The following is a 22,784-nucleotide window of genomic DNA, read 5'->3' as shown; positions in this document are numbered from 1 at the left end:
TCGGCCCTGCCGCTGACAGGGAGCTCTTATGTCCGAAGATATCTTTGACGCCATCATCGTCGGTGCAGGACTTGCCGGTTCGGTTGCCGCACTGGTGCTCGCCCGCGAAGGGGCGCAAGTGTTAGTTATCGAGCGTGGCAATTCCGCAGGTGCCAAGAACGTCACCGGCGGGCGTCTCTATGCCCACAGTCTGGAACACATTATTCCAGGTTTCGCCGAATCCGCCCCCGTAGAACGCCTGATTACCCATGAAAAACTCGCGTTTATGACGGAAAAGTCAGCGATGACTATGGACTACTGCAACGGTGACGAAACCTCGCCATCCCAGCGTTCTTACTCTGTTTTGCGCAGTAAATTTGATGCCTGGTTAATGGAGCAAGCCGAAGAAGCGGGCGCGCAGTTAATTACCGGGATTCGTGTCGATAACCTCGTACAGCGCGATGGTAAAGTCGTCGGTGTAGAAGCCGATGGCGATGTAATTGAAGCGAAGACGGTGATCCTTGCCGACGGGGTGAACTCCATCCTTGCCGAAAAGCTGGGGATGGCAAAACGCGTCAAACCGACGGATGTGGCGGTTGGCGTGAAGGAACTGATCGAGTTACCGAAGTCAGTTATCGAAGACCGTTTTCAGTTGCAGGGTAATCAGGGCGCGGCCTGCTTATTTGCGGGTTCCCCCACCGATGGCCTGATGGGCGGCGGTTTCCTTTATACCAATGAAAATACCCTGTCGCTGGGGCTGGTTTGCGGCCTGCATCATCTGCATGACGCGAAAAAATCGGTGCCGCAAATGCTGGAAGATTTCAAACAACATCCGGCAGTTGCACCGCTGATCGCGGGCGGCAAGCTGGTGGAATATTCTGCTCACGTCGTGCCGGAAGCGGGCATCAACATGCTGCCGGAACTGGTCGGTGACGGCGTGCTGATTGCCGGTGATGCCGCCGGAATGTGTATGAACCTCGGTTTTACCATTCGCGGTATGGATCTGGCGATTGCCGCCGGGGAAGCAGCAGCAAAAACCGTGCTTTCAGCGATGAAAAGCGACGATTTTGGTAAGCAAAAACTGGTGGAATATCGTCAGCATCTGGAGAGTGGCCCGCTGCGCGATATGCGCATGTACCAAAAACTACCAGCGTTCCTTGATAACCCACGCATGTTTAGCGGCTACCCGGAACTGGCGGTGGGCGTGGCGCGTGACCTGTTCACCATTGACGGCAGCGCGCCGGAACTGATGCGCAAGAAAATCCTCCGCCACGGTAAGAAAGTGGGCTTCATCAATCTAATCAAGGATGGCATGAAAGGAGTGACCGTTTTATGACTTCTCCCGTCAATGTGGACGTCAAACTGGGCGTCAATAAATTCAATGTCGATGAAGAGCATCCGCACATCGTTGTGAAGGCCGATGCCGATAAACAGGCGCTGGAGCTGCTGGTGAAAGCGTGCCCCGCAGGTCTGTACAAGAAGCAGGATGACGGCAGTGTGCGCTTCGATTACGCCGGATGTCTGGAGTGCGGCACCTGTCGCATTCTGGGGCTGGGGTCGGCGCTGGAACAGTGGGAATACCCGCGCGGCACCTTTGGTGTGGAGTTCCGTTACGGCTGATGTTGGTTTGATACGTAACGCCGTACTGACTCTCATTGCAAAAAAACAGGAATAATCCATGCAACCGTCCAGAAACTTTGACGATCTTAAATTCTCCTCTATTCACCGCCGCATTTTGCTGTGGGGAAGCGGTGGGCCGTTTCTGGATGGTTATGTATTGGTAATGATTGGCGTGGCGCTGGAGCAACTGACTCCGGCACTGAAACTGGATGCAGACTGGATTGGCTTGCTGGGCGCGGGAACGCTCGCCGGGCTGTTCGTCGGCACATCGCTGTTTGGTTATATCTCCGATAAAGTTGGACGGCGCAAAATGTTCCTCATTGATATTATCGCCATTGGCGTGATATCGGTGGCGACGATGTTTGTCTCATCCCCCGTCGAACTGTTGGTGATGCGGGTACTCATCGGCATTGTCATCGGCGCGGATTATCCCATCGCCACCTCGATGATCACCGAGTTCTCCAGCACCCGTCAGCGGGCGTTTTCCATCAGCTTTATTGCTGCCATGTGGTATGTCGGCGCAACCTGTGCCGATCTGGTTGGCTACTGGCTTTATGATGTGGAAGGTGGCTGGCGCTGGATGTTGGGCAGCGCGGCGATCCCCTGTTTGTTGATTTTGATTGGTCGATTCGAACTGCCTGAATCTCCCCGCTGGTTGTTACGCAAAGGGCGAGTAAAAGAGTGCGAAGAGATGATGATCAAACTGTTTGGCGAACCGGTGGCTTTCGATGAAGAGCAGCCGCAGCAAACCCGTTTTCGCGATCTGTTTAATCGCCGCCATTTTCCTTTTGTCCTGTTTGTTGCCGCCATCTGGACCTGCCAGGTGATCCCAATGTTCGCCATCTACACCTTTGGCCCGCAAATCGTTGGTTTGTTGGGATTGGGTGTTGGCAAAAACGCGGCACTGGGGAATGTGGTGATTAGCCTGTTCTTTATGCTCGGCTGTATTCCGCCGATGCTGTGGTTAAACACTGCCGGACGGCGTCCATTGTTGATTGGCAGTTTTGCCATGATGACGCTGGCGCTGGCGGTTTTAGGGCTGATCCCGGATATGGGGATCTGGCTGGTAGTAATGGCCTTTGCGGTGTATGCCTTTTTTTCTGGCGGGCCGGGTAATTTGCAGTGGCTCTATCCTAATGAACTCTTCCCGACAGATATTCGCGCCTCTGCCGTGGGCGTGATTATGTCCTTAAGCCGTATTGGCACCATTGTTTCGACCTGGGCACTGCCGATCTTTATCAATAATTACGGTATCAGTAACACGATGCTAATGGGGGCGGGGATCTCGCTGTTTGGCTTGTTGATTTCCGTAGCGTTTGCCCCGGAAACCCGTGGGATGTCACTGGCGCAGACCAGCAATATGACGATCCGCAGGCAGCGAGCGGGGTAATTTATTCAGAATTCTCTCTTTTCTGAATCAATATTATTGACTATAAGCCGCGTGAATATGTGACTACACTTTGTGGGAAAACAAAGGCGTAAACACGCGGGCTAATAACTATGATCCTCATAATTTATGCGCATCCGTATCCGCATCATTCCCATGCGAATAAACGGATGCTTGAACAGGCAAGGACGCTGGAAGGCGTCGAAATTCGCTCTCTTTATCAACTCTATCCTGACTTCAATATCGATATTGCCGCCGAGCAGGAGGCGCTGTCTCGCGCCGATCTGATCGTCTGGCAGCACCCGATGCAGTGGTACAGCATTCCACCGCTCCTTAAACTTTGGATCGATAAAGTCCTCTCGCACGGCTGGGCTTACGGTCACGGCGGTACGGCGCTGCATGGCAAACACTTGCTGTGGGCGGTGACGACCGGCGGCGGGGAAAGCCATTTTGAAATTGGTGCGCATCCGGGCTTTGATGTGCTGTCGCAGCCGCTACAGGCGACGGCAATCTACTGCGGGCTGAACTGGCTGCCGCCGTTTGCCATGCACTGCACCTTTATTTGTGACGACGAAACCCTCGAAGGGCAGGCGCGCCACTATAAGCAACGTCTGCTGGAATGGCAGGAGGCACATCATGGATAGCCATACGCTGATTCAGGCGCTGATTTATCTCGGTTCGGCGGCGCTGATTGTACCCATTGCGGTACGCCTCGGTCTGGGATCGGTACTTGGCTACCTGATCGCGGGCTGCATTATTGGCCCGTGGGGGCTGCGACTGGTGACTGATGCCGAATCTATTCTGCACTTTGCCGAGATTGGCGTGGTGCTGATGCTATTTATTATTGGCCTCGAACTCGATCCACAAAGGCTGTGGAAGCTGCGTGCGGCAGTGTTCGGCGGTGGCGCATTGCAGATGGTGATTTGTGGCGGCCTACTGGGGCTCTTCTGCATGTTACTTGGGCTGCGCTGGCAGGTAGCGGAATTGATCGGCATGACGCTGGCGCTCTCTTCTACGGCGATTGCCATGCAGGCGATGAATGAGCGTAACCTGATGGTGACGCAAATGGGACGCAGCGCCTTTGCGGTGCTGCTGTTCCAGGATATCGCCGCGATCCCTCTGGTAGCGATGATCCCGCTACTGGCGGCGAGCAGTGCCTCGACGACGATGGGCGCATTTGCTCTCTCGGCGTTAAAAGTGGCGGGGGCGCTGGTGCTGGTGGTATTGCTGGGGCGCTATGTCACGCGTCCGGCGCTGCGTTTTGTTGCCCGCTCTGGCTTGCGGGAAGTGTTTAGTGCCGTGGCTTTATTCCTCGTGTTTGGCTTTGGTTTGCTGCTGGAAGAGGTTGGCTTGTCGATGGCGATGGGCGCGTTTCTGGCGGGCGTACTGCTGGCAAGCTCGGAATACCGTCATGCGCTGGAAAGCGATATCGAACCGTTTAAAGGTTTGCTGCTGGGGCTATTTTTCATCGGTGTTGGCATGTCGATAGACTTTGGCACGCTGCTTGAAAACCCATTACGCATTGTCATTTTGCTGCTTGGTTTCCTCATCATCAAAATCGCCATGTTGTGGCTGATTGCCCGGCCATTACAGGTGCCGAATAAACAGCGTCGTTGGTTTGCGGTGCTGTTAGGGCAGGGCAGCGAGTTTGCCTTTGTGGTGTTTGGTGCGGCGCAAATGGCAAATGTGCTGGAGCCGGAGTGGGCGAAATCACTGACCCTGGCGGTGGCGCTGTCGATGGCGGCAACGCCGATTCTGCTGGTGATCCTCAATCGCCTTGAGCAATCTTCTACTGAAGAAGCGCGTGAAGCCGATGAGATCGATGAAGAACAGCCGCGCGTGATTATCGCCGGATTCGGTCGTTTTGGGCAGATCACCGGACGTTTACTGCTCTCCAGTGGGGTAAAAATGGTGGTGCTCGATCACGATCCTGACCATATCGAAACGTTGCGCAAATTCGGCATGAAAGTCTTTTACGGTGATGCCACGCGGATGGATTTACTGGAATCTGCGGGAGCGGCGAAAGCGGAAGTGCTGATTAACGCCATCGACGATCCGCAAACCAATCTGCAACTGACGGAGATGGTGAAAGAACATTTTCCGCATTTGCAGATTATTGCCCGCGCCCGCGATGTCGATCACTACATCCGTTTGCGACAGGCTGGCGTTGAAAAGCCGGAGCGTGAAACCTTTGAAGGTGCGCTGAAAACCGGGCGTCTGGCGCTGGAAAGTTTAGGTCTTGGGCCATATGAAGCGCGAGAACGTGCCGATGTGTTCCGCCGCTTTAATATTGAGATGGTGGAAGAGATGGCAATGGTTGAGAACGACACCAAAGCCCGCGCGGCGGTCTATAAACGCACCAGCGCGATGTTAAGCGAGATCATTACCGAGGATCGTGAACATCTGTCATTAATTCAACGGCATGGCTGGCAGGGAACCGAGGAAGGAAAACATACCGGCAACATGGCGGATGAGCCAGAAACTAAGCCATCGTAATCAGAAAGTGTGGTGTAGCACGCACTTTACAACTAACAGTTTGTTTTTGCGCAACTGTAATGAGGCGAGTCCACGGACATAGCGTGGACTCGCCAGCAGAATATAAAATTTTCCTCAACATCATCCTCACACCAGTCGACGACGGTTTACGCTTTACGTATAGTGGCGACAATTTTTTTTATCGGGAAATCTCAATGATCAGTCTGATTGCGGCGTTAGCGGTAGATCGCGTTATCGGCATGGAAAACGCCATGCCGTGGAACCTGCCTGCCGATCTCGCCTGGTTTAAACGTAACACCTTAAATAAACCCGTGATTATGGGGCGCCATACCTGGGAATCCATCGGCCGCCCGCTGCCAGGACGCAAGAATATTATCATCAGCAGCCAGCCGGGTACGGACGATCGCGTAACGTGGGTGAAATCGGTGGATGAAGCCATCGCGGCGTGTGGTGACGTACCGGAGATTATGGTGATTGGCGGTGGTCGCGTTTATGAGCAGTTCCTGCCAAAAGCGCAAAAACTGTATCTGACGCATATCGACGCGGAAGTGGAAGGCGACACCCATTTCCCGGATTACGAGCCGGATGACTGGGAATCGGTGTTCAGCGAATTCCACGACGCCGATGCGCAGAACTCTCATAGCTATTGTTTTGAGATTCTGGAACGGCGGTAAGTTTGTATAGAATTTACGGCTAGTGCCGGATGCGACGCCGGTCGCGTCTTATCCGGCCTTCCTGTATCAGGCTGTGTTTAAGACGCCGCCGCTTCGCCCATATCCTTATGCCGGTTCGATGGCTGGACGAAATACTGCTTATCTTCCCAGCGCAGGCAGGTTAATGTCCCACCCCAGCAGCATCCGGTATCCAGCGCGTAAATACCTTCCGGCGTACCTTTTCCTTCCAGCGATGCCCAGTGACCAAACACAATATTGTATTCTTCGCTAACTGGCCCTGGAATGGTAAACCACGGTTTCAATGGTGCTGGCGCGTCTTCTGGCGACTCTTTGCTGTACATATCCAGTTGACCGTTCGGGAAGCAAAAACGCATACGGGTAAAAGCGTTGGTGATAAAACGCAGTCGTGCCAGTCCGCGTAACTCTGGCGTCCAGTTGTTTGGCATGTCGCCGTACATGGCGTCGAGGAAGAAAGGATAGGAGTCACTCGACAATACTGCTTCTACGTCGTGAGCACACTCTTTAGCAGTCTCTAAGTCCCACTGCGGCGTGATCCCCGCGTGAGCCATCACCAGCTTTTTCTCTTCGTCGATTTGCAGCAGAGGTTGGCGACGCAGCCAGTTAAGCAGCTCATCAGCGTCGGGCGCTTCCAGCAGCGGTGTCAGGCGGTCTTTCGGTTTATTACGGCTGATCCCGGCGAATACCGCCAGCAGATGCAGATCGTGATTACCCAGCACCAGACGCACGCTGTCGCCTAAGGATTTTACATAGCGCAGAACATCAAGCGAACCAGGCCCGCGAGCGACCAGGTCACCCGTCAGCCAGAGGGTATCTTTCCCAGGGGTAAATTCTATTTTATGCAGCAAAGCGATCAGTTCATCGTAACAACCATGAACGTCGCCAATAAGGTATGTCGCCATATTATTTTAATGAATGAGTATTGGAACGGAGAGTCGAAATACAGGAATGTCGATGCTGAATGGAACGCCATTTTCATCGATCATTTCGTAGTGACCCTGCATGGTGCCCATCGGTGTTTCGATTATCGCACCGCTGGTGTACTGGTACTCTTCGCCAGGGGCGATATGCGGCTGAACGCCCACCACACCTTCGCCCTGGACTTCGGTTTCACGGCCATTGCCGTTGGTGATCAGCCAGTAACGCCCCAACAACTGCACTGGCGCTCGCCCCAGGTTGCGTATGGTTACGGTATAAGCAAAAACGTAACGTTCATTATCAGGTGAAGATTGTGCTTCAATGTAAACACTTTGGACCTGAATACACACTCGGGGCGAATTGATCATCGTTAACTCTCCTGCAAAGACGCGTTCTCCGCCAGATAGTTCGCCATCTGGCAATATTGCGCGACAGAGATATTTTCCGCTCGCATCGCCGGGTCGATGCCCATTCCCGTTAACACCTCGACGCTAAACAGGTTGCCGAGGCTGTTACGAATGGTTTTACGACGCTGGTTAAAGGCTTCGGTGGTGATACGGCTTAACACGCGAACATCTTTAACCGGGTAAGGCATCGTTGCATGAGGAACCAGGCGCACGACGGCGGAATCCACTTTTGGTGGTGGTGTAAAGGCCGATGGCGGTACTTCCAGCACCGGGATCACGTTGCAATAATATTGCGCCATGACGCTTAATCGACCATACGCTTTGCTGTTCGGTCCTGCAACCAGACGATTCACCACCTCTTTTTGCAACATAAAGTGCATGTCGGCAATGGCATCAGTATAGCTAAACAGATGGAACATCAACGGCGTGGAGATGTTATACGGCAGGTTACCGAAAACTCGTAGCGGCTGACCCATTTTCTCAGCCAGCTCACCGAAGTTAAAGGTCATCGCATCCTGCTGATAAATCGTCAGTTTCGGGCCTAAGAATGGATGCGTTTGCAGACGTGCCGCCAAATCGCGGTCAAGTTCGATGACTGTCAGTTGATCCAGACGTTCGCCGACTGGCTCGGTCAACGCTGCCAGACCGGGGCCGATTTCGACCATCGCCTGACCCTTCTGCGGGTTAATGGCAGAAACAATGCTGTCGATCACGAACTGATCGTTGAGAAAGTTTTGCCCGAAGCGTTTACGGGCTAAGTGGCCCTGGTGGACTCGTTTATTCATTGGGTATTAACAATCATTTTGATGGCGAGATTAAGCGCCGTAATAAAACTGCCGACATCGGCTTTGCCACGTCCCGCCAGTTCCAGCGCGGTGCCGTGGTCCACTGATGTGCGAATAAAGGGCAGGCCCAGCGTAATATTCACACCGCGCCCGAAGCCCTGGTATTTTAGCACGGGAAGACCCTGATCGTGGTACATCGCCAGCACCGCGTCGGCGTTGTCGAGATATTTAGGCTGAAACAGGGTATCGGCAGGCAAAGGCCCGTTGAGTTTCATCCCCTGCGCCCGTAACTCGTCGAGCACCGGAATGATGGTGTCTATCTCTTCCGTGCCCATATGACCGCCTTCGCCCGCGTGCGGATTCAGGCCACAGACCAGAATGCGCGGCTCAGCAATACCAAATTTGGTTTGCAAATCGTGATGCAAAATAGAAATGACTTCATGCAGCAGGGGCGGGGTGATGGCGTCAGCGATATCGCGCAGCGGTAAATGCGTCGTTGCCAGCGCCACGCGAAGTTCTTCGGTTGCCAGCATCATCACGACTTTTTTTGCCTGCGAACGCTCTTCGAAAAACTCGGTATGACCGGTAAACGGAATGCCAGCGTCGTTAATGACGCCTTTATGCACGGGGCCGGTAATCAGCGCGGCAAATTCACCGTTCAGACAGCCATCACACGCTCGCGCCAGCGTCTCTACCACGTAATGCCCATTTTCAACCGTTAATTGCCCCGCAGTCACAGGTGCACGTAGCGCGACAGGAAGTAGCGTTAATGTGCCCGCAGTTTGCGGTTGTGTAGGGGAGTCTGGGGAGTAAGGGCGGAGATTAAGCGGCAAACCGAGCATCGCTGCCCGGTCAGTAAGGAGAGTGGCATCGGCACAAACAACCAGTTCGACCGGCCACTCACGCTGTGCAAGCTGGACAACTAAGTCCGGGCCAATCCCGGCGGGTTCGCCGGGAGTGATCACAACACGTTGGGTTTTAACCATTAGTTGCTCAGGATTTTAACGTAGGCGCTGGCGCGTTGTTCCTGCATCCAGCTTGCTGCTTCTTCCGAGAACTTACGGTTCATCAGCATACGATAAGCACGATCTTTCTGCGCAGCGTCGGTTTTATCGACATTACGGGTATCCAGTAGTTCGATTAAATGCCAGCCGAATGAAGAGTGAACCGGTGCGCTCATTTGACCTTTGTTCAGGCGGGTCAACGCGTCACGGAAGGCCGGATCGAAAATATCTGGCGTAGCCCAGCCGAGATCGCCGCCCTGGTTGGCAGAGCCTGGATCCTGAGAGAACTCTTTCGCCGCAGCGGCAAACGTGGTTTTACCACTCTTGATGTCCGCTGCAATTTGCTCCAGTTTTACGCGAGCCTGTTCGTCAGTCATGATCGGCGACGGTTTCAGCAGAATATGGCGAGCATGAACTTCGGTTACCGAAATATTTTTGCTTTCGCCGCGCAGATCGTTAACTTTCAGGATATGGAAGCCAACGCCAGAACGAATCGGACCAACAATATCGCCTTTCTTCGCGGTGCTTAATGCCTGGGCGAAAATTCCCGGCAGTTCCTGAATGCGACCCCAGCCCATCTGGCCGCCGTTCAGCGCCTGCTGATCGGCAGAGTGAGCGATCGCCAGTTTACCGAAATCAGCGCCATTACGCGCCTGATCGACAATGGCACGCGCCTGTGTTTCCGCTTCGTTTACCTGCTCAGAAGACGGGTTTTCCGGCAGCGGGATCAGGATGTGGCTTAAGTTCAGCTCAGTGCTGGCATCGTTTTGATTACCGACTTGTTGCGCCAGAGCTTCAACTTCCTGCGGCAGGATGGTGATGCGACGACGCACTTCGTTGTTACGCACTTCAGAGATAATCATCTCTTTGCGGATCTGGTTACGATAGGTGTTGTAGTTCAGACCATCGTAGGCCAGGCGGCTGCGCATCTGATCCAGCGTCATGTTGTTCTGTTTGGCAATATTGGCAATTGCCTGATCGAGCTGCTCATCGGAGATTTTCACTCCCATTTTCTGCCCCATCTGCAAGAGGATTTGATCCATGATCAAACGCTCCATGATTTGGTGGCGCAGCGTCGCGTCATCAGGAAGTTGCTGCCTTGCCTGGGCGGCATTCATTTTTACCGACTGCATTAATCCATCAACGTCGCTTTCCAGCACGACGCCGTTATTGACGATGGCTGCGACTTTATCGACTACCTGGGGGGCAGCGAAACTGGTATTCGCGATCATCGCGATACCGAGAAGCAGCGTTTTCCAGTTCTTCATACTTTTTCCATTTCAATTAACCGCACTGCGGATTACGTGGTAAATCAACAAATCACAAAGAGTTTTGATACGGCAAAATGTTCGAACGCAGCATCTCTTGCGTACCGAGACCGTAGTTAGAGCTCAGGCCGCGAAGTTCGATGTTAAAGCCGATTGCGTTGTCATATACCGCATGTTGTTTATCGTTATCCCAACCGTTCAGCTTCCGCTCGTAACCGACGCGAATCGCATAGCAGCAGGAGCTGTATTGCACGCCTAACATTGAGTCGGCTTGCTTGTTCGCATTGGTGTCGTAGTAGTAAGCCCCGACAATTGACCAACGATCGGCGATTGGCCAGCTGGCGACTGCGCCTACCTGCGAAATACCGTTTTTGTACTGCTCGGCGGTGGAATAGTACTTAGGCAGCGTAGCCTGAATATATTCCGGGCTGGCGTAGCGGTAGTTCAGCTGTACCAGACGGTCTTCATCCCGACGGTATTCAATGCTGGTGTTACTGGTGGCTACGTTATCCAGACGAGTATCGTACTGAATGCCGCCACGCAATCCCCAGCGTTCGGAGATGCGCCAGTAGGTATCGCCTGCCCATACCAGTGAGCCCGTTTTGTCGTCATTCTCCCATGTTATGTTGTCATCGCCGGTGCGAGACTCCGTGAAGTAGTAGATTTGACCAACGGAAATATTAAAACGTTCAACGGCTGCGTCATCATATACGCGAGTTGTGACACCGGTCGTCACCTGGTTAGCCGAAGCAATACGGTCAAGACCACCGTAAGTCCGGTCCCGGAACAGGCCAGAGTAGTCAGATTGCAGCAGAGACGAGTCGTAGTTGTAGATATCGCTCTGATCGCGATACGGCACATACAGGTATTGCGCGCGCGGTTCCAGCGTCTGGGTGTAACCCGGCGCCAGCATTTCCATATCGCGTTCAAAGACCATTTTGCCGTCAACTTTGAATTGCGGCATTACACGGTTAACAGAATCTGCCAACTTATTGTTTTGTGGGTTGCTGTTATACCAGTCAAGATTGGTCTGTTGATAATGCGTCGCCATCAGTTTGGCTTCGGTATTCAGACTCCCCCAGTTATTCGACAACGGAAGATTGATTGTCGGTTCAAGGTGCAGACGTGTGGCTTCTGGCATATTGCTATTGGTATTTACAAAATGCACAGCCTGACCATAGATGCGGGTATCAAACGGACCGAGATCGTTATGGTAGTAATTGACGTCTAACTGCGGTTCAGCGGCGTAGCTGTTGCCACTGGTATCATCAAAAACCTGGAATTGTTTATGCGAAAGCGTGGCGTCAAAGTTCTGCACTGCATAGCCAACGCTGAATTTTTGCGTTGCGTAGCCGTCAGTACTGGAACCGTACTTGTTATCGAAGTCATTGAAATAGCTGGGATCGCTGACTTTGGTGTAGTCGATGTTAAAGCGCCAAACCTGGTCCATCACTCCGGAGTGTTGCCAGTAGAACAACCAACGGCGTGAATTGCTATCTTCTGGATGTTCATCTTCATAGACTTTATCCGAAGGCAGATAATCCAGTTCCATCAAGCCTGCGCCTGCCTGGGTGAGATAACGGAATTCGTTCTCCCACATGATGTTGCCACGACGATGCATATAATGCGGCGTGATGGTGGCATCCATATTTGGCGCGATGTTCCAGTAATATGGCAGATAGAACTCAAAGTAGTTGGTGGTGGTGTATTTGGCGTTCGGGATCAAGAAACCAGAACGGCGTTTATCACCCACCGGCAACTGCAAATACGGGCTGTAAAAGATCGGAACCGGACCCACTTTAAAGCGGGCGTTCCAGATCTCCGCAACTTGTTCTTCGCGGTCATGAATAATTTCGCTACCTACCACGCTCCAGGTATCAGAACCTGGCAGACAGGAAGTAAAGCTACCGTTATCCAGAATGGTGTAGCGGTTTTCGCCACGTTGTTTCATCAGGTCCGCTTTACCACGACCCTGGCGACCCACCATCTGGTAATCACCTTCCCAGACGTTGGTATCTTTGGTGTTCAGATTCGCCCAGCCTTTCGGCCCTTTGAGGATCACCTGGTTATCGTCGTAATGGACATTACCGAGCGCATCAACAGTACGTATCGGCTCCGGTTGTCCTGGTGCCTCTTTTTGATGGAGCTGCACTTCGTCGGCCTGCAGACGGCTGTTACCCTGCATGATATCTACGCTGCCAGTAAACACGGCGTCATCGGGGTAATTCCCCTTTGCGTGGTCAGCATTAATCGTCACGGGTAAGTCGTTAGTATCGCCCTGTACCAGAGGACGGTCATAGCTTGGCACGCCCAACATGCACTGTGAGGCGAGGTCGGCTGCCAGTCCCTGTTGACTATAAAGGGCGGTGGCAATCATGGTGGCCAGGAGAGTGGGGATACGTTTTTTCATACGTTGATTTTATTGTTCCATCATCGGTAACGTTGCGCGTGACAAACGGTCAGAGACTAACGTACTCGTCATCTCTACGCTAGTGTTAATCCTGTCCGAATAGCGTCAGTGGTGTTAGGCACGGCATTGAATGACAGGTATGATAATGCAAATTATAGGCGATGTCCCACAATTGACCGCAGCCGGAAAACGGTAAAAGCACCTTTATATTGTGGGAGATAGCCCTGATATCCGTGTGTCGATTTGGGGAATATATGCAGTATTGGGGAAAAATCATTGGCGTGGCCGTGGCCTTACTGATGGGCGGCGGCTTTTGGGGCGTTGTATTAGGTCTGTTAATCGGCCATATGTTTGATAAAGCCCGCAGCCGCAAAATGGCGTGGTTCGCCAACCAGCGCGAGCGTCAGGCGCTGTTTTTTGCCACCACTTTTGAAGTAATGGGGCATTTAACCAAATCCAAAGGACGTGTTACTGAGGCTGATATTCATATTGCCACATTGCTCATGGATCGGATGAATTTACACGGTGCTTCCCGTACTGCGGCGCAAAATGCATTTCGGGTGGGAAAATCAGACAATTACCCGCTGCGCGAAAAGATGCGTCAGTTTCGTAGTGTTTGCTTTGGTCGTTTCGACTTAATTCGTATGTTTCTGGAGATCCAGATTCAGGCGGCGTTTGCTGATGGTTCACTGCACCCGAATGAACGGGCGGTGCTGTATGTGATTGCTGAAGAGTTAGGGATCTCCCGCGCCCAGTTTGACCAGTTTCTGCGCATGATGCAGGGTGGGGCGCAATTTGGCGGCGGTTATCAGCAGCAATCTGGCGGTGGTAACTGGCAGCAAGCGCAGCGTGGCCCGACACTGGAAGATGCCTGTAACGTGCTGGGCGTGAAGCCGACGGACGATGCAACCACCATTAAACGAGCCTACCGTAAGCTGATGAGCGAACACCATCCCGATAAGCTGGTAGCGAAAGGTCTGCCGCCAGAAATGATGGAGATGGCGAAGCAGAAAGCGCAGGAAATTCAGCAGGCGTATGAGCTGATTAAGCAGCAGAAAGGGTTTAAATAAGTTTCAGAGCGAGTGAGAAATTGTAGGCCGGATAAGACGCGTCAGCGTCGCATCCGGCGGCACAAATTGCCGGATGCGGCGTGAACGCCTTATCCGGACTACCGGACTGCGCCGTCGTCACTATCAAAAATCCGCTGGCGCCTTAAACGTCATACTATTGCCATATGCCGGATGGGTAATCGTCAACATCTCTGCATGTAGCAGCAAACGCGGTGCCATCGCCCTGGCTTCTGGTGAAGCATAAAAACGATCGCCGAGAATCGGATGCCCCAGCGCCAGCATATGCACACGTAGCTGATGCGAACGTCCGGTAATCGGCCTTAACACCACTCTTGCCGTGTTATCCGCCGCATAATCCACGACTTCATATTCTGTCTGCGCAGGCTTACCCGTTTCGTAACAGACTTTCTGTTTCGGGCGGTTTGGCCAGTCGCAAATCAACGGCAGATCCACCAGACCTTCCGCAGGGGATGGATGCCCCCAGACGCGAGCCACATACTGTTTTTTCGGCTCGCGCTCGCGGAACTGGCGTTTTAATTCCCGCTCCGCAGCTTTAGTCAGCGCCACTACAATCACGCCGCTGGTGGCCATATCCAGACGATGCACCGATTCCGCCTGCGGATAATCACGCTGAATGCGCGTCATCACGCTGTCTTTGTGCTCTTCCAGGCGCCCCGGCACAGACAACAAACCGCTCGGCTTGTTGACCACCATAATGTGATCATCCTGATACAGGACAACCAGCCAGGGTTCCTGCGGCGGATTGTAGTTTTCCATCCCCATCTTCGGCTCCGTTACTGATGCGTCACAACGATTAAACGCAGGGCATCCAGACGCCAGCCTGCCTGATCCAGACTTTCCATTACCTGCTGACGGTTGCTTTCAATGGCGGCCAGTTCGTCGTCACGAATGTTCGGGTTCACTGCGCGCAGTGCTTCCAGACGCGACAGTTCCGCAGACAGTTTTTCGTCAGCTTCGTTACGCGCCGCATCGATCAGTGCACGGGCAGACTTCTCAATCTGCGCTTCACCCAGTTGCAGGATAGCGTGAACCTCTTGCTGTACGGCGTTAACCAGCTTGCTACCGGTGTGGCGATTCACTGCGTTAAGCTGACGGTTAAAGGTTTCAAACTCCACCTGTGCCGCCAGGTTGTTGCCGTTTTTATCCAGCAGCATACGTACCGGCGTCGGTGGCAGGAAGCGGTTAAGCTGCAACTGCTTCGGCGCTTGTGCTTCAACCACGTAAATCAGCTCCACCAACAGCGTACCTACCGGCAACGCTTTGTTTTTCAACAGTGAAATCGTGCTGCTACCAGTATCGCCAGAAAGGATCAGATCCAGACCGTTGCGGATCAGCGGATGTTCCCAGGTAATAAACTGCGCATCTTCACGCGCCAGCGCCACTTCACGATCAAAGGTGATGGTAATACCGTCTTCCGACAAGCCCGGGAAGTCCGGCACCAGCATATGATCGGACGGCGTCAGCACGATCATGTTGTCGCCGCGATCGTCCTGATTAATACCGATAATATCGAACAGGTTCATGGCGAAGGCGATCAGGTTGGTATCGTCATCCTGCTCTTCAATGCTTTCTGCCAGTGCCTGGGCTTTTTCGCCACCGTTGGAGTGGATCTCCAGCAGGCGGTCACGACCCTGCTCCAGTTGTGCTTTCAGGGCTTCGTGTTGCTCGCGGCAGTTTTTGATCAGATCGTCAAAGCCTTCGGTTTGATCGGGTGAAGCCAGGTAGTTAATCAGATCGTTGTACACGCTATCGTAGATAGTACGTCCGGTCGGGCAGGTGTGCTCGAACGCATCCAGACCTTCGTGATACCAGCGTACCAGCACCGACTGAGCGGTTTTTTCCAGATAAGGTACGTGGATCTGAATATCGTGCGCCTGACCGATACGATCCAGACGACCAATACGCTGCTCCAGCAGGTCTGGGTTGAACGGTAGATCGAACATTACCATGTGGCTGGCGAACTGGAAGTTACGTCCTTCAGAACCGATTTCCGAGCACAGCAGCACCTGTGCGCCGGTATCTTCTTCGGCGAACCAGGCGGCTGCGCGGTCACGTTCGATAATCGACATGCCTTCGTGGAACACAGCTGCGCGAATACCTTCACGTTCGCGAAGCACCTGCTCTAGTTGCAGCGCGGTGGCGGCTTTGGCGCAGATCACCAACACTTTCTGTGAGCGATGACTGGTCAGATAGCCCATCAGCCACTCAACGCGCGGATCAAAGTTCCACCAGGTGGCGTTATCGCCTTCAAATTCCTGATAAATACGCTCCGGATAGAGCATATCGCGGGCGCGGTCTTCCGCACTTTTACGTGCGCCCATAATGCCGGACACTTTAATAGCCGTCTGATACTGCGTCGGCAGCGGCAGCTTAATGGTGTGCAGCTCGCGTTTCGGGAAGCCTTTTACGCCGTTACGGGTGTTACGGAACAGCACGCGGCTGGTGCCGTGGCGATCCATCAGCATCGAAACCAGTTCCTGACGGGCGCTCTGGGCATCTTCGCTGTCGCTGTTTGCTGCTTGCAACAGCGGCTCGATATCCTGTTCGCCGATCATCTCACCGAGCATGTTCAGTTCGTCATTGCTCAGTTTGTTACCTGCCAGCAGCATGGCAACGGCGTCCGCAACCGGACGATAATTTTTCTGCTCTTCAACGAATTGCGCGAAATCGTGGAAACGGTTCGGGTCCAGCAGACGCAGACGGGCGAAGTGGCTTTCCATCCCCAGCTGTTCCGGGGTTGCGGTCAGCAGCAGAACGCCCGGCACATGCTCTGCCAGTTGTTCAATGGCCTGATATTCACGGCTCGGCGCATCTTCGCTCCACACCAGGTGATGCGCTTCATCGACCACCAGCAGGTCCCACTCGGCTTCACAGAGATGTTCCAGACGCTGTTTGCTACGACGGGCAAAATCCAGCGAGCAAATCACCAACTGTTCGGTATCGAACGGGTTGTAAGCATCGTGCTGAGCTTCGGCATAACGCTCATCATCAAACAGAGCAAAACGCAGGTTGAAACGGCGCAGCATTTCTACCAGCCACTGATGCTGTAAAGTTTCCGGGACGATAATCAGCACACGTTCAGCAGCGCCAGAGAGCAACTGCTGATGCAGGATCATCCCAGCTTCAATGGTTTTCCCTAAACCCACTTCGTCAGCGAGCAGAACGCGCGGCGCGTGGCGGCGACCAACATCATGAGCGATGTTGAGCTGGTGCGGGATCAGACTGGTACGCTGACCGCGCAGGCCGCTGTACGGCATACGGAACTGTTCGCTGGAATACTTACGCGCGCGATAACGCAGCGCAAAGCGGTCCATACGGTCAATCTGCCCGGCAAACAGACGGTCCTGCGGTTTGCTGAACACCAGTTTGCTATCAAGGAAAACTTCGCGCAGGGCCACGCCGGCTTCTTCAGTATCCAGGCGAGTACCGATATAGGTCAGCAAGCCATTTTCTTCTTTTACTTCTTCAACTTGCATCTGCCAGCCATCGTGGCTGGTAATGGTATCACCAGGGTTGAACATCACGCGGGTCACGGGGGAATCACTGCGTGCGTACAGACGGTTTTCACCCGTAGATGGGAAAAGCAGAGTGACAGTTCGCGCATCCACCGCGACAACGGTTCCAAGTCCCAATTCGCTTTCTGTATCGCTGATCCAGCGTTGACCAAGTGTAAAAGGCATATGTGTTCGGCTCTATATCTTTAATTGCAGGCAATAACTACCCGCTACCGGGCTTATGTGGTAGTGGCGTTATTCAGGTCCAGGAATGGAAAGGGCGCTATGGTACTGGATGGCAAAGGATTCGTCACGCATCAAAATGGTATCTGACGAACTCTTTTTTTTGCTCAAAATAGCCCAAGTTGCCCGGTCATAAGTGTAGCAAAATTATCCTCAATAAAAGGGAGTATTCCTTCCGCCACCGGTTGAAGCTGGCGAGTCAGATAGTGTTCGTAATCCAGCGGTGAACGTTGATAGTCCAGCGGTTCCGGGCCGTTTATGGTCCAGACATATTTAATCGTGCCACGGTTCTGATATTGCAAAGGACGACCACGCTTTTGGTTTTCTTCATCGGCAAGGCGTGCGGCGCGTACATGAGGCGGCACATTACGCTGATATTCGCTCAGCGGACGGCGAAGGCGTTTACGGTAAACCAGCCGCGCATCCAGTTCACCTGCCATCAGTTTGTCGATGGTCTCGCGGATATAATCCTGATATGGCTCGTTGCGAAAGATGCGCAAATACAGCTCCTGCTGAAACTGCTGAGCCAGTGGCGTCCAGTCGGTGCGCACCGTTTCCAGCCCTTTAAATACCATCCGCTGTTTGTCACCCTCCTGAATCAGCCCGGCATAACGCTTTTTACTGCCGGTATCGGCTCCGCGAATGGTTGGCATCAGAAAACGGCAGAAATGAGTTTCATACTCCAGTTCCAGTGCGCTGGTCAGCCGTTGTTTTTGCAGCGTTTCAGCCCACCAGGCGTTAACGTGCTGCACCAGTGTACGACCGATTTTCGCCGCCCCTTCTTCCGAATGTGCGCCTTTCAGCCAGACAAACGTTGAGTCGGTGTCGCCGTAGATCACGTCATAGCCTTGCGCTTCAATTAACGCTTTGGTTTGCCGCATGATCTGATGTCCGCGCATGGTGATCGACGACGCCAGGCGCGGATCGAAGAACCGGCAGGCGGTCGTACCAAGCACGCCATAAAAGGCATTCATAATGATCTTCAGCGCCTGCGACAGCGGCTTATTGCCCTGACGTTTGGCTTCATCGCGTCCATGCCAGATGTTAGTTACGATCTCTGGCAGGCAATGTTTTTCCCGCGAGAACCAGGCTTCGAGAAAACCTTCGGTACTGTGCTCTGGATCGGGGTGCGCCATGCCTTCCACCAGCCCGACGGGATCAATCAGAAAGGTGCGGATGATCGACGGGTACAGGCTTTTGTAGTCCAGCACCAGCACCGAATCATACAGCCCTGGTCGCGAATCCATCACGTAGCCGCCAGGGCTGGCGTGCGGCGGCACTTCGCCGAGATTAGGCGCGACATAACCAGCGCGATGCATTCGCGGAAAATAGAGATGACCAAACGCCGCCACCGAACCCCCGTGGCGATCTACAGGCAGGCCGTTAACCGTCGCCCGTTCGAGTAAAAACGGCATGATTTCGGTTTTGTGGAAGATCTGGGTGACCAGCTCGCAATCTTTCAGGTTATAAGTCGCAAGCGCAGGTTTATCTTCGGCGAAACGGCGGTCAATCTCGTCCATCCGATCCCACGGGTTATCGATAGATTTGCCTTCGCCTAACAGCTCCTGAGCGACAGTTTCCAGCGAGAATGAAGAGAAATTCCAGAACGCGGATTTTAGCGCCTCGATACCGTCGATAATTAGCCGGCCTTTGGCCTGGGCAAAAAAGACGCCGTTTTTAAAGCCGTGCTCACGCCACTCCAGCTCGCTGTTATCACGCCCCAGACGCAGCGGAATGCGGTATCTCTCAGCATGTTTTTGCAGCATTCGCAGATCGAACTGCACCACGTTCCAGCCGATGATCACATCGGGATCGTGGTTGGCAAACCAGGCGTTGAGTTTTTCCAGTAGCTGCGGGCGGCTGGCGACGTATTCCAGTTCGAAATCGAGCGAGGAGGCGTCGCCATTCTCTGGCCCCAGCATATAAACGATGCGCTGCCCGCAACCTTCCAGGCCGATGCAGTACAGCTCACCGTGGCGGGTGGTTTCAATATCTATAGAGACCCACTTGAGCGGCGGGCGGTAGTCGGGATGCGGTTTCAGGCGAGCATTAACGATAGCGCCATCACGCAAATCACCCTCGACCCACACCGGAGCGGTAATAAACCGTTCCATCAGATAGCGTTCTGGCGGGCGCACATCGGCCTCGTAAACGGTAACGCCAGCTTCACGCAGGCGCTTTTCGTAATTCATCAACTGGCGATGGGCGCGACAATAAAGGCCATACACCGGCTGGCGGTGAAAATCCTTTAACGCCAGCGGCGTCAGGCGAAATCCTTGCTCACCCTGCAAAATATGTTGAGTGCGGGGAACGTGATCAGCGGGAATAAACGCCACGGACTCTTGCGGCGCAAGCGTGACCTGCAACGGCCCGTTGTCCGTCGCTAACCAAAAGGAAACTTCGGTTCCTTGCGGGGTGTCCCGCCAGTGTCGGGTTAAGATAAAACCTGCCTGCGCCACGCTGAAAATCCAATAAAAAACCAGGCTTGAGTATAGCCTGGTTTTGGTTGACTGGCTGTGGTTTTATACAGTCATTACTGGCCGTAATATGCCTTCGCGCCATGCTTACGCAGATAGTGCTTATCCAGCAATGTTTGTTGCATATCCGGTAACTGCGGCGCTAACTGACGGCAGAAAATCCCCATATAAGCAACTTCTTCCAGCACGATGGCGTTGTGCACCGCATCTTCGGCATTTTTACCCCACGCAAACGGACCGTGAGAATGCACCAGCACGCCTGGCATTTGCGCCGCATCGATACCCTGTTTTTCGAAGGTTTCTACGATGACGTTACCGGTTTCCCACTCATATTCACCGTTGATTTCTGCGTCGGTCATTTTGCGGGTGCAGGGAATGGTGCCGTAGAAATAGTCGGCGTGGGTGGTGCCGGTTGCTGGAATCGACTGACCCGCCTGCGCCCAGATGGTGGCGTGGCGCGAGTGCGTATGCACAATGCCGCCAATGGACGGGAATGCCTGATAGAGCAACCGGTGAGTTGGCGTGTCGGAGGAGGGCTTTTTCTTGCCCTCAACCACTTCACCGGTTTCGATACTGACCACGACCATATCGTCGGCGGTCATGACGCTGTAATCGACGCCGGAAGGTTTGATCACAAAGACGCCGCGCTCGCGATCAACGGCGCTGACGTTGCCCCAGGTCAGCGTGACCAGGTTGTGTTTTGGGAGCGCCAGATTGGCTTCTAATACCTGGCGTTTGAGATCTTCTAACATGTTGACTCCAGAGAGGTCATTTCCCCTCACCCCGGCCCTCTCCCCAAAGGGGCGAGGGGGAAAAGAATGCCGGATGCGCTTTGCTTATCCGGCCTACAAAATCGCAGCGTGTAGGCCTGATAAGACGCGCTAGCGTCGCATCAGGCGTTGAATGCCGAATGTGTTTTGCTTATCCGGCCTACAAAATCGCAGCGTGTAGGCCTGATAAGACGCGCCAGCGTCGCATCAGGCGTTGAATGCCTGATGCGACTACTTAGCGACGAAATCCGTAATACACTTCGTTCCAGCGCAGCGCGTCTTTAAACGCAGGCAGGCGGGTGTCGTTATCAATCACCGTGATTTCAATGTCGTGCATCTCGGCAAACTGGCGCATATCGTTCAGGTTCAGCGCATGGCTGAAGACGGTATGGTGCGCGCCGCCGGCGAGGATCCACGCTTCGGAAGCGGTTGGCAGATCTGGCTGCGCTTTCCACAGCGCATTCGCCACCGGTAGTTTCGGCAAGGAGTGCGGGGTTTTCACCGTGTCGATGCAGTTAACCAGCAGACGGTAACGATCGCCGAGATCAATCAAGCTGGCGACAATCGCAGGGCCGGTTTGGGTGTTGAAGATCAGGCGGGCAGGATCGTCTTTACCGCCAATGCCAAGGTGCTGAACGTCGAGGATCGGTTTCTCTTCTGCGGCGATCGATGGGCAGACTTCCAGCATATGGGAGCCGAGCACCAGATCATTACCTTTCTCGAAGTGATAGGTGTAGTCCTCCATAAAGGAGGTGCCGCCCTGCAGACCGGTTGACATCACCTTCATGATGCGAAGCAGGGCGGCAGTTTTCCAGTCGCCTTCGCCCGCAAAGCCGTAACCCTGCTGCATCAGACGCTGTACGGCGAGACCCGGAAGCTGTTTCAGGCCGTGCAAATCTTCAAAGGTGGTGGTGAACGCGTGGAAGCCACCTTGTTCCAGGAAACGCTTCATCCCCAGCTCAATACGTGCCGCTTCCAGCACGTTCTGCCGTTTTTCGCCGTGGATTTGTGTGGCAGGCGTCATGATGTAGCTGCTTTCGTACTCATCGACCAGCGCGTTAACATCGCCATCGCTGATGGAGTTTACCACCTGCACCAGATCGCCAACCGCCCAGGTATTCACCGAGAAACCGAACTTGATCTGTGCGGCAACTTTATCGCCGTCAGTGACCGCCACTTCACGCATGTTGTCGCCAAAACGGCAGACTTTCAGATGACGGGTATCCTGTTTAGATACCGCCTGACGCATCCAGGAGCCGATACGCTCATGCGCTTGCTTATCCTGCCAGTGACCGGTAACGACGGCATGTTGCTGACGCATACGCGCGCCGATGAAGCCGAACTCGCGGCCGCCGTGCGCGGTCTGGTTCAGGTTCATAAAGTCCATGTCGATGCTGTCCCACGGCAGCGCCGCGTTGAACTGGGTGTGGAATTGCAGCAACGGTTTGTTGAGCATGGTCAGGCCGTTGATCCACATTTTTGCCGGGGAGAAAGTGTGCAGCCACACCACCAGACCGGCGCAACGATCGTCGTAATTGGCGTCGCGGCAAATAGCGGTGATTTCATCCGGCGTGGTGCCCAGCGGTTTCAGCACCAGTTTGCAGGGCAGTTTCGCTTCAGTATTCAGCGCATTAACGACGTGCTCGGCATGTTGGGTGACCTGACGCAGAGTCTCTGGGCCGTAAAGATGTTGGCTGCCAATGACAAACCACACTTCATAATTATCAAAAATCGTCATAGTCG

At 53.7% G+C, this 22,784-nt stretch carries 18 protein-coding genes; 7 read left to right on the top strand and 11 right to left on the bottom strand.

The window, feature by feature from the left end:
• The first annotated feature begins 28 nt into the window (after window positions 1-28).
• The 6 genes from A7Z29_RS09695 (at window position 29) to folA (ending at window position 6,156) form a co-directional block, all read left to right on the top strand.
• On the top strand, window positions 29-1,315 hold the full coding sequence (locus tag A7Z29_RS09695) for an FAD-dependent oxidoreductase (protein ID WP_105290143.1): 1,287 nt from the start codon (window positions 29-31) through the stop codon (window positions 1,313-1,315).
• A complete protein-coding gene (fixX, locus tag A7Z29_RS09690) occupies window positions 1,312-1,599 on the top strand; it encodes a ferredoxin-like protein FixX (RefSeq protein WP_000203741.1) in 288 nt (95 codons plus the stop codon). The genes A7Z29_RS09695 and fixX overlap by 4 nt, the downstream gene beginning before the upstream one ends.
• Window positions 1,600-1,657: 58 nt before the next feature.
• On the top strand, window positions 1,658-2,989 hold the full coding sequence (locus A7Z29_RS09685; protein WP_001183199.1) for an MFS transporter: 1,332 nt from the start codon (window positions 1,658-1,660) through the stop codon (window positions 2,987-2,989).
• Window positions 2,990-3,099: 110 nt separating this feature from the next.
• Window positions 3,100-3,630 carry a glutathione-regulated potassium-efflux system oxidoreductase KefF gene (gene kefF / locus A7Z29_RS09680; RefSeq protein ID WP_000600737.1) on the top strand — a complete coding sequence of 177 codons (531 nt, stop codon included), beginning with the start codon at window positions 3,100-3,102 and terminating at the stop codon, window positions 3,628-3,630.
• Complete coding sequence (gene kefC, locus A7Z29_RS09675) at window positions 3,623-5,482, top strand: glutathione-regulated potassium-efflux system protein KefC (RefSeq protein ID WP_000377116.1); 1,860 nt, start codon at window positions 3,623-3,625, stop codon at window positions 5,480-5,482. Before kefF ends, kefC begins: the two co-directional genes overlap by 8 nt.
• 194 nt (window positions 5,483-5,676) lie before the next feature.
• Window positions 5,677-6,156 (top strand): type 3 dihydrofolate reductase, encoded by a 480-nt coding sequence (gene folA, locus A7Z29_RS09665; protein WP_024212612.1) that lies wholly within the window; start codon window positions 5,677-5,679, stop codon window positions 6,154-6,156.
• Window positions 6,157-6,233: 77 nt separating this feature from the next.
• Here folA and apaH read toward each other — a convergent pair whose 3' ends face one another.
• From apaH to lptD, 6 genes are read right to left on the bottom strand one after another with little or no spacing between them, the layout of a single operon-like run.
• Window positions 6,234-7,076, bottom strand: a complete 843-nt coding sequence (gene apaH, locus A7Z29_RS09660; RefSeq protein ID WP_000257166.1) for a bis(5'-nucleosyl)-tetraphosphatase (symmetrical) ApaH — start codon at window positions 7,074-7,076, stop codon at window positions 6,234-6,236.
• Window positions 7,077-7,082: 6 nt separating this feature from the next.
• Entirely contained in the window at window positions 7,083-7,460 is a 378-nt protein-coding gene (gene apaG / locus A7Z29_RS09655) for a Co2+/Mg2+ efflux protein ApaG (RefSeq protein ID WP_000610899.1), read from the bottom strand.
• Window positions 7,461-7,462: 2 nt separating this feature from the next.
• Window positions 7,463-8,284, bottom strand: coding sequence for a 16S rRNA (adenine(1518)-N(6)/adenine(1519)-N(6))-dimethyltransferase RsmA (rsmA, locus tag A7Z29_RS09650; protein WP_001042779.1), 822 nt, complete (start codon window positions 8,282-8,284; stop codon window positions 7,463-7,465).
• The gene (pdxA, locus tag A7Z29_RS09645; protein ID WP_105290142.1) at window positions 8,281-9,270 is read right to left on the bottom strand and encodes a 4-hydroxythreonine-4-phosphate dehydrogenase PdxA; all 990 of its coding nucleotides are present in this window, start codon (window positions 9,268-9,270) and stop codon (window positions 8,281-8,283) included. The genes rsmA and pdxA overlap by 4 nt, the downstream gene beginning before the upstream one ends.
• Entirely contained in the window at window positions 9,270-10,556 is a 1,287-nt protein-coding gene (gene surA, locus A7Z29_RS09640) for a peptidylprolyl isomerase SurA (RefSeq protein WP_105290141.1), read from the bottom strand. Before surA ends, pdxA begins: the two co-directional genes overlap by 1 nt.
• Before the next feature lie 52 nt (window positions 10,557-10,608).
• Window positions 10,609-12,966 (bottom strand): LPS assembly protein LptD, encoded by a 2,358-nt coding sequence (gene lptD / locus A7Z29_RS09635; protein ID WP_105290140.1) that lies wholly within the window; start codon window positions 12,964-12,966, stop codon window positions 10,609-10,611.
• A gap of 254 nt (window positions 12,967-13,220) precedes the next feature.
• Between lptD and djlA the strand changes: the two genes are divergently transcribed.
• Window positions 13,221-14,036 carry a co-chaperone DjlA gene (djlA, locus tag A7Z29_RS09630; RefSeq protein ID WP_001200584.1) on the top strand — a complete coding sequence of 272 codons (816 nt, stop codon included), beginning with the start codon at window positions 13,221-13,223 and terminating at the stop codon, window positions 14,034-14,036.
• Between the two features lie 123 nt (window positions 14,037-14,159).
• Here the strand turns inward: djlA and rluA are convergent, their stop codons facing one another.
• From rluA to araA, 5 genes are all read right to left on the bottom strand, one after another.
• The gene (gene rluA, locus A7Z29_RS09625; RefSeq protein ID WP_105290139.1) at window positions 14,160-14,819 is read right to left on the bottom strand and encodes a bifunctional tRNA pseudouridine(32) synthase/23S rRNA pseudouridine(746) synthase RluA; all 660 of its coding nucleotides are present in this window, start codon (window positions 14,817-14,819) and stop codon (window positions 14,160-14,162) included.
• Window positions 14,820-14,830: 11 nt separating this feature from the next.
• Window positions 14,831-17,737: an RNA polymerase-associated protein RapA gene (gene rapA, locus A7Z29_RS09620; RefSeq protein WP_085460313.1), complete on the bottom strand. Its 2,907-nt coding sequence runs from the start codon at window positions 17,735-17,737 to the stop codon at window positions 14,831-14,833.
• Between the two features lie 164 nt (window positions 17,738-17,901).
• Window positions 17,902-20,253, bottom strand: a complete 2,352-nt coding sequence (polB, locus tag A7Z29_RS09615) for a DNA polymerase II (protein ID WP_105290138.1) — start codon at window positions 20,251-20,253, stop codon at window positions 17,902-17,904.
• A gap of 74 nt (window positions 20,254-20,327) precedes the next feature.
• Window positions 20,328-21,023: an L-ribulose-5-phosphate 4-epimerase gene (gene araD / locus A7Z29_RS09610; RefSeq protein ID WP_000888664.1), complete on the bottom strand. Its 696-nt coding sequence runs from the start codon at window positions 21,021-21,023 to the stop codon at window positions 20,328-20,330.
• Window positions 21,024-21,276: 253 nt separating this feature from the next.
• Window positions 21,277-22,779 carry an L-arabinose isomerase gene (gene araA / locus A7Z29_RS09605; RefSeq protein ID WP_000151749.1) on the bottom strand — a complete coding sequence of 501 codons (1,503 nt, stop codon included), beginning with the start codon at window positions 22,777-22,779 and terminating at the stop codon, window positions 21,277-21,279.
• Between the last annotated feature and the right edge of the window lie 5 nt (window positions 22,780-22,784).

This window comes from Escherichia sp. MOD1-EC6842 (genome assembly GCF_002965705.1).
Classification (GTDB): Bacteria; Pseudomonadota; Gammaproteobacteria; order Enterobacterales; family Enterobacteriaceae; genus Escherichia; species Escherichia ruysiae.
The sequence above is the reverse complement of the archived record's forward strand: the minus strand, read 5'-3'. Positions and strand labels throughout refer to the sequence as shown.

Coding starts and splice junctions, on each gene's coding strand:
- djlA (WP_001200584.1), top strand. CDS start 13,221: ATGCAGTATTGGGGAAAAATCATTGGCGTGGCCGTGGCCTTACTGATG.
- apaG (WP_000610899.1), bottom strand. CDS start 7,460: ATGATCAATTCGCCCCGAGTGTGTATTCAGGTCCAAAGTGTTTACATT.
- lptD (WP_105290140.1), bottom strand. CDS start 12,966: ATGAAAAAACGTATCCCCACTCTCCTGGCCACCATGATTGCCACCGCC.
- rluA (WP_105290139.1), bottom strand. CDS start 14,819: ATGGGGATGGAAAACTACAATCCGCCGCAGGAACCCTGGCTGGTTGTC.
- surA (WP_105290141.1), bottom strand. CDS start 10,556: ATGAAGAACTGGAAAACGCTGCTTCTCGGTATCGCGATGATCGCGAAT.
- kefF (WP_000600737.1), top strand. CDS start 3,100: ATGATCCTCATAATTTATGCGCATCCGTATCCGCATCATTCCCATGCG.
- A7Z29_RS09685 (WP_001183199.1), top strand. CDS start 1,658: ATGCAACCGTCCAGAAACTTTGACGATCTTAAATTCTCCTCTATTCAC.
- folA (WP_024212612.1), top strand. CDS start 5,677: ATGATCAGTCTGATTGCGGCGTTAGCGGTAGATCGCGTTATCGGCATG.
- A7Z29_RS09695 (WP_105290143.1), top strand. CDS start 29: ATGTCCGAAGATATCTTTGACGCCATCATCGTCGGTGCAGGACTTGCC.
- rsmA (WP_001042779.1), bottom strand. CDS start 8,284: ATGAATAAACGAGTCCACCAGGGCCACTTAGCCCGTAAACGCTTCGGG.
- kefC (WP_000377116.1), top strand. CDS start 3,623: ATGGATAGCCATACGCTGATTCAGGCGCTGATTTATCTCGGTTCGGCG.
- pdxA (WP_105290142.1), bottom strand. CDS start 9,270: ATGGTTAAAACCCAACGTGTTGTGATCACTCCCGGCGAACCCGCCGGG.
- araA (WP_000151749.1), bottom strand. CDS start 22,779: ATGACGATTTTTGATAATTATGAAGTGTGGTTTGTCATTGGCAGCCAA.
- fixX (WP_000203741.1), top strand. CDS start 1,312: ATGACTTCTCCCGTCAATGTGGACGTCAAACTGGGCGTCAATAAATTC.
- rapA (WP_085460313.1), bottom strand. CDS start 17,737: ATGCCTTTTACACTTGGTCAACGCTGGATCAGCGATACAGAAAGCGAA.
- apaH (WP_000257166.1), bottom strand. CDS start 7,076: ATGGCGACATACCTTATTGGCGACGTTCATGGTTGTTACGATGAACTG.
- araD (WP_000888664.1), bottom strand. CDS start 21,023: ATGTTAGAAGATCTCAAACGCCAGGTATTAGAAGCCAATCTGGCGCTC.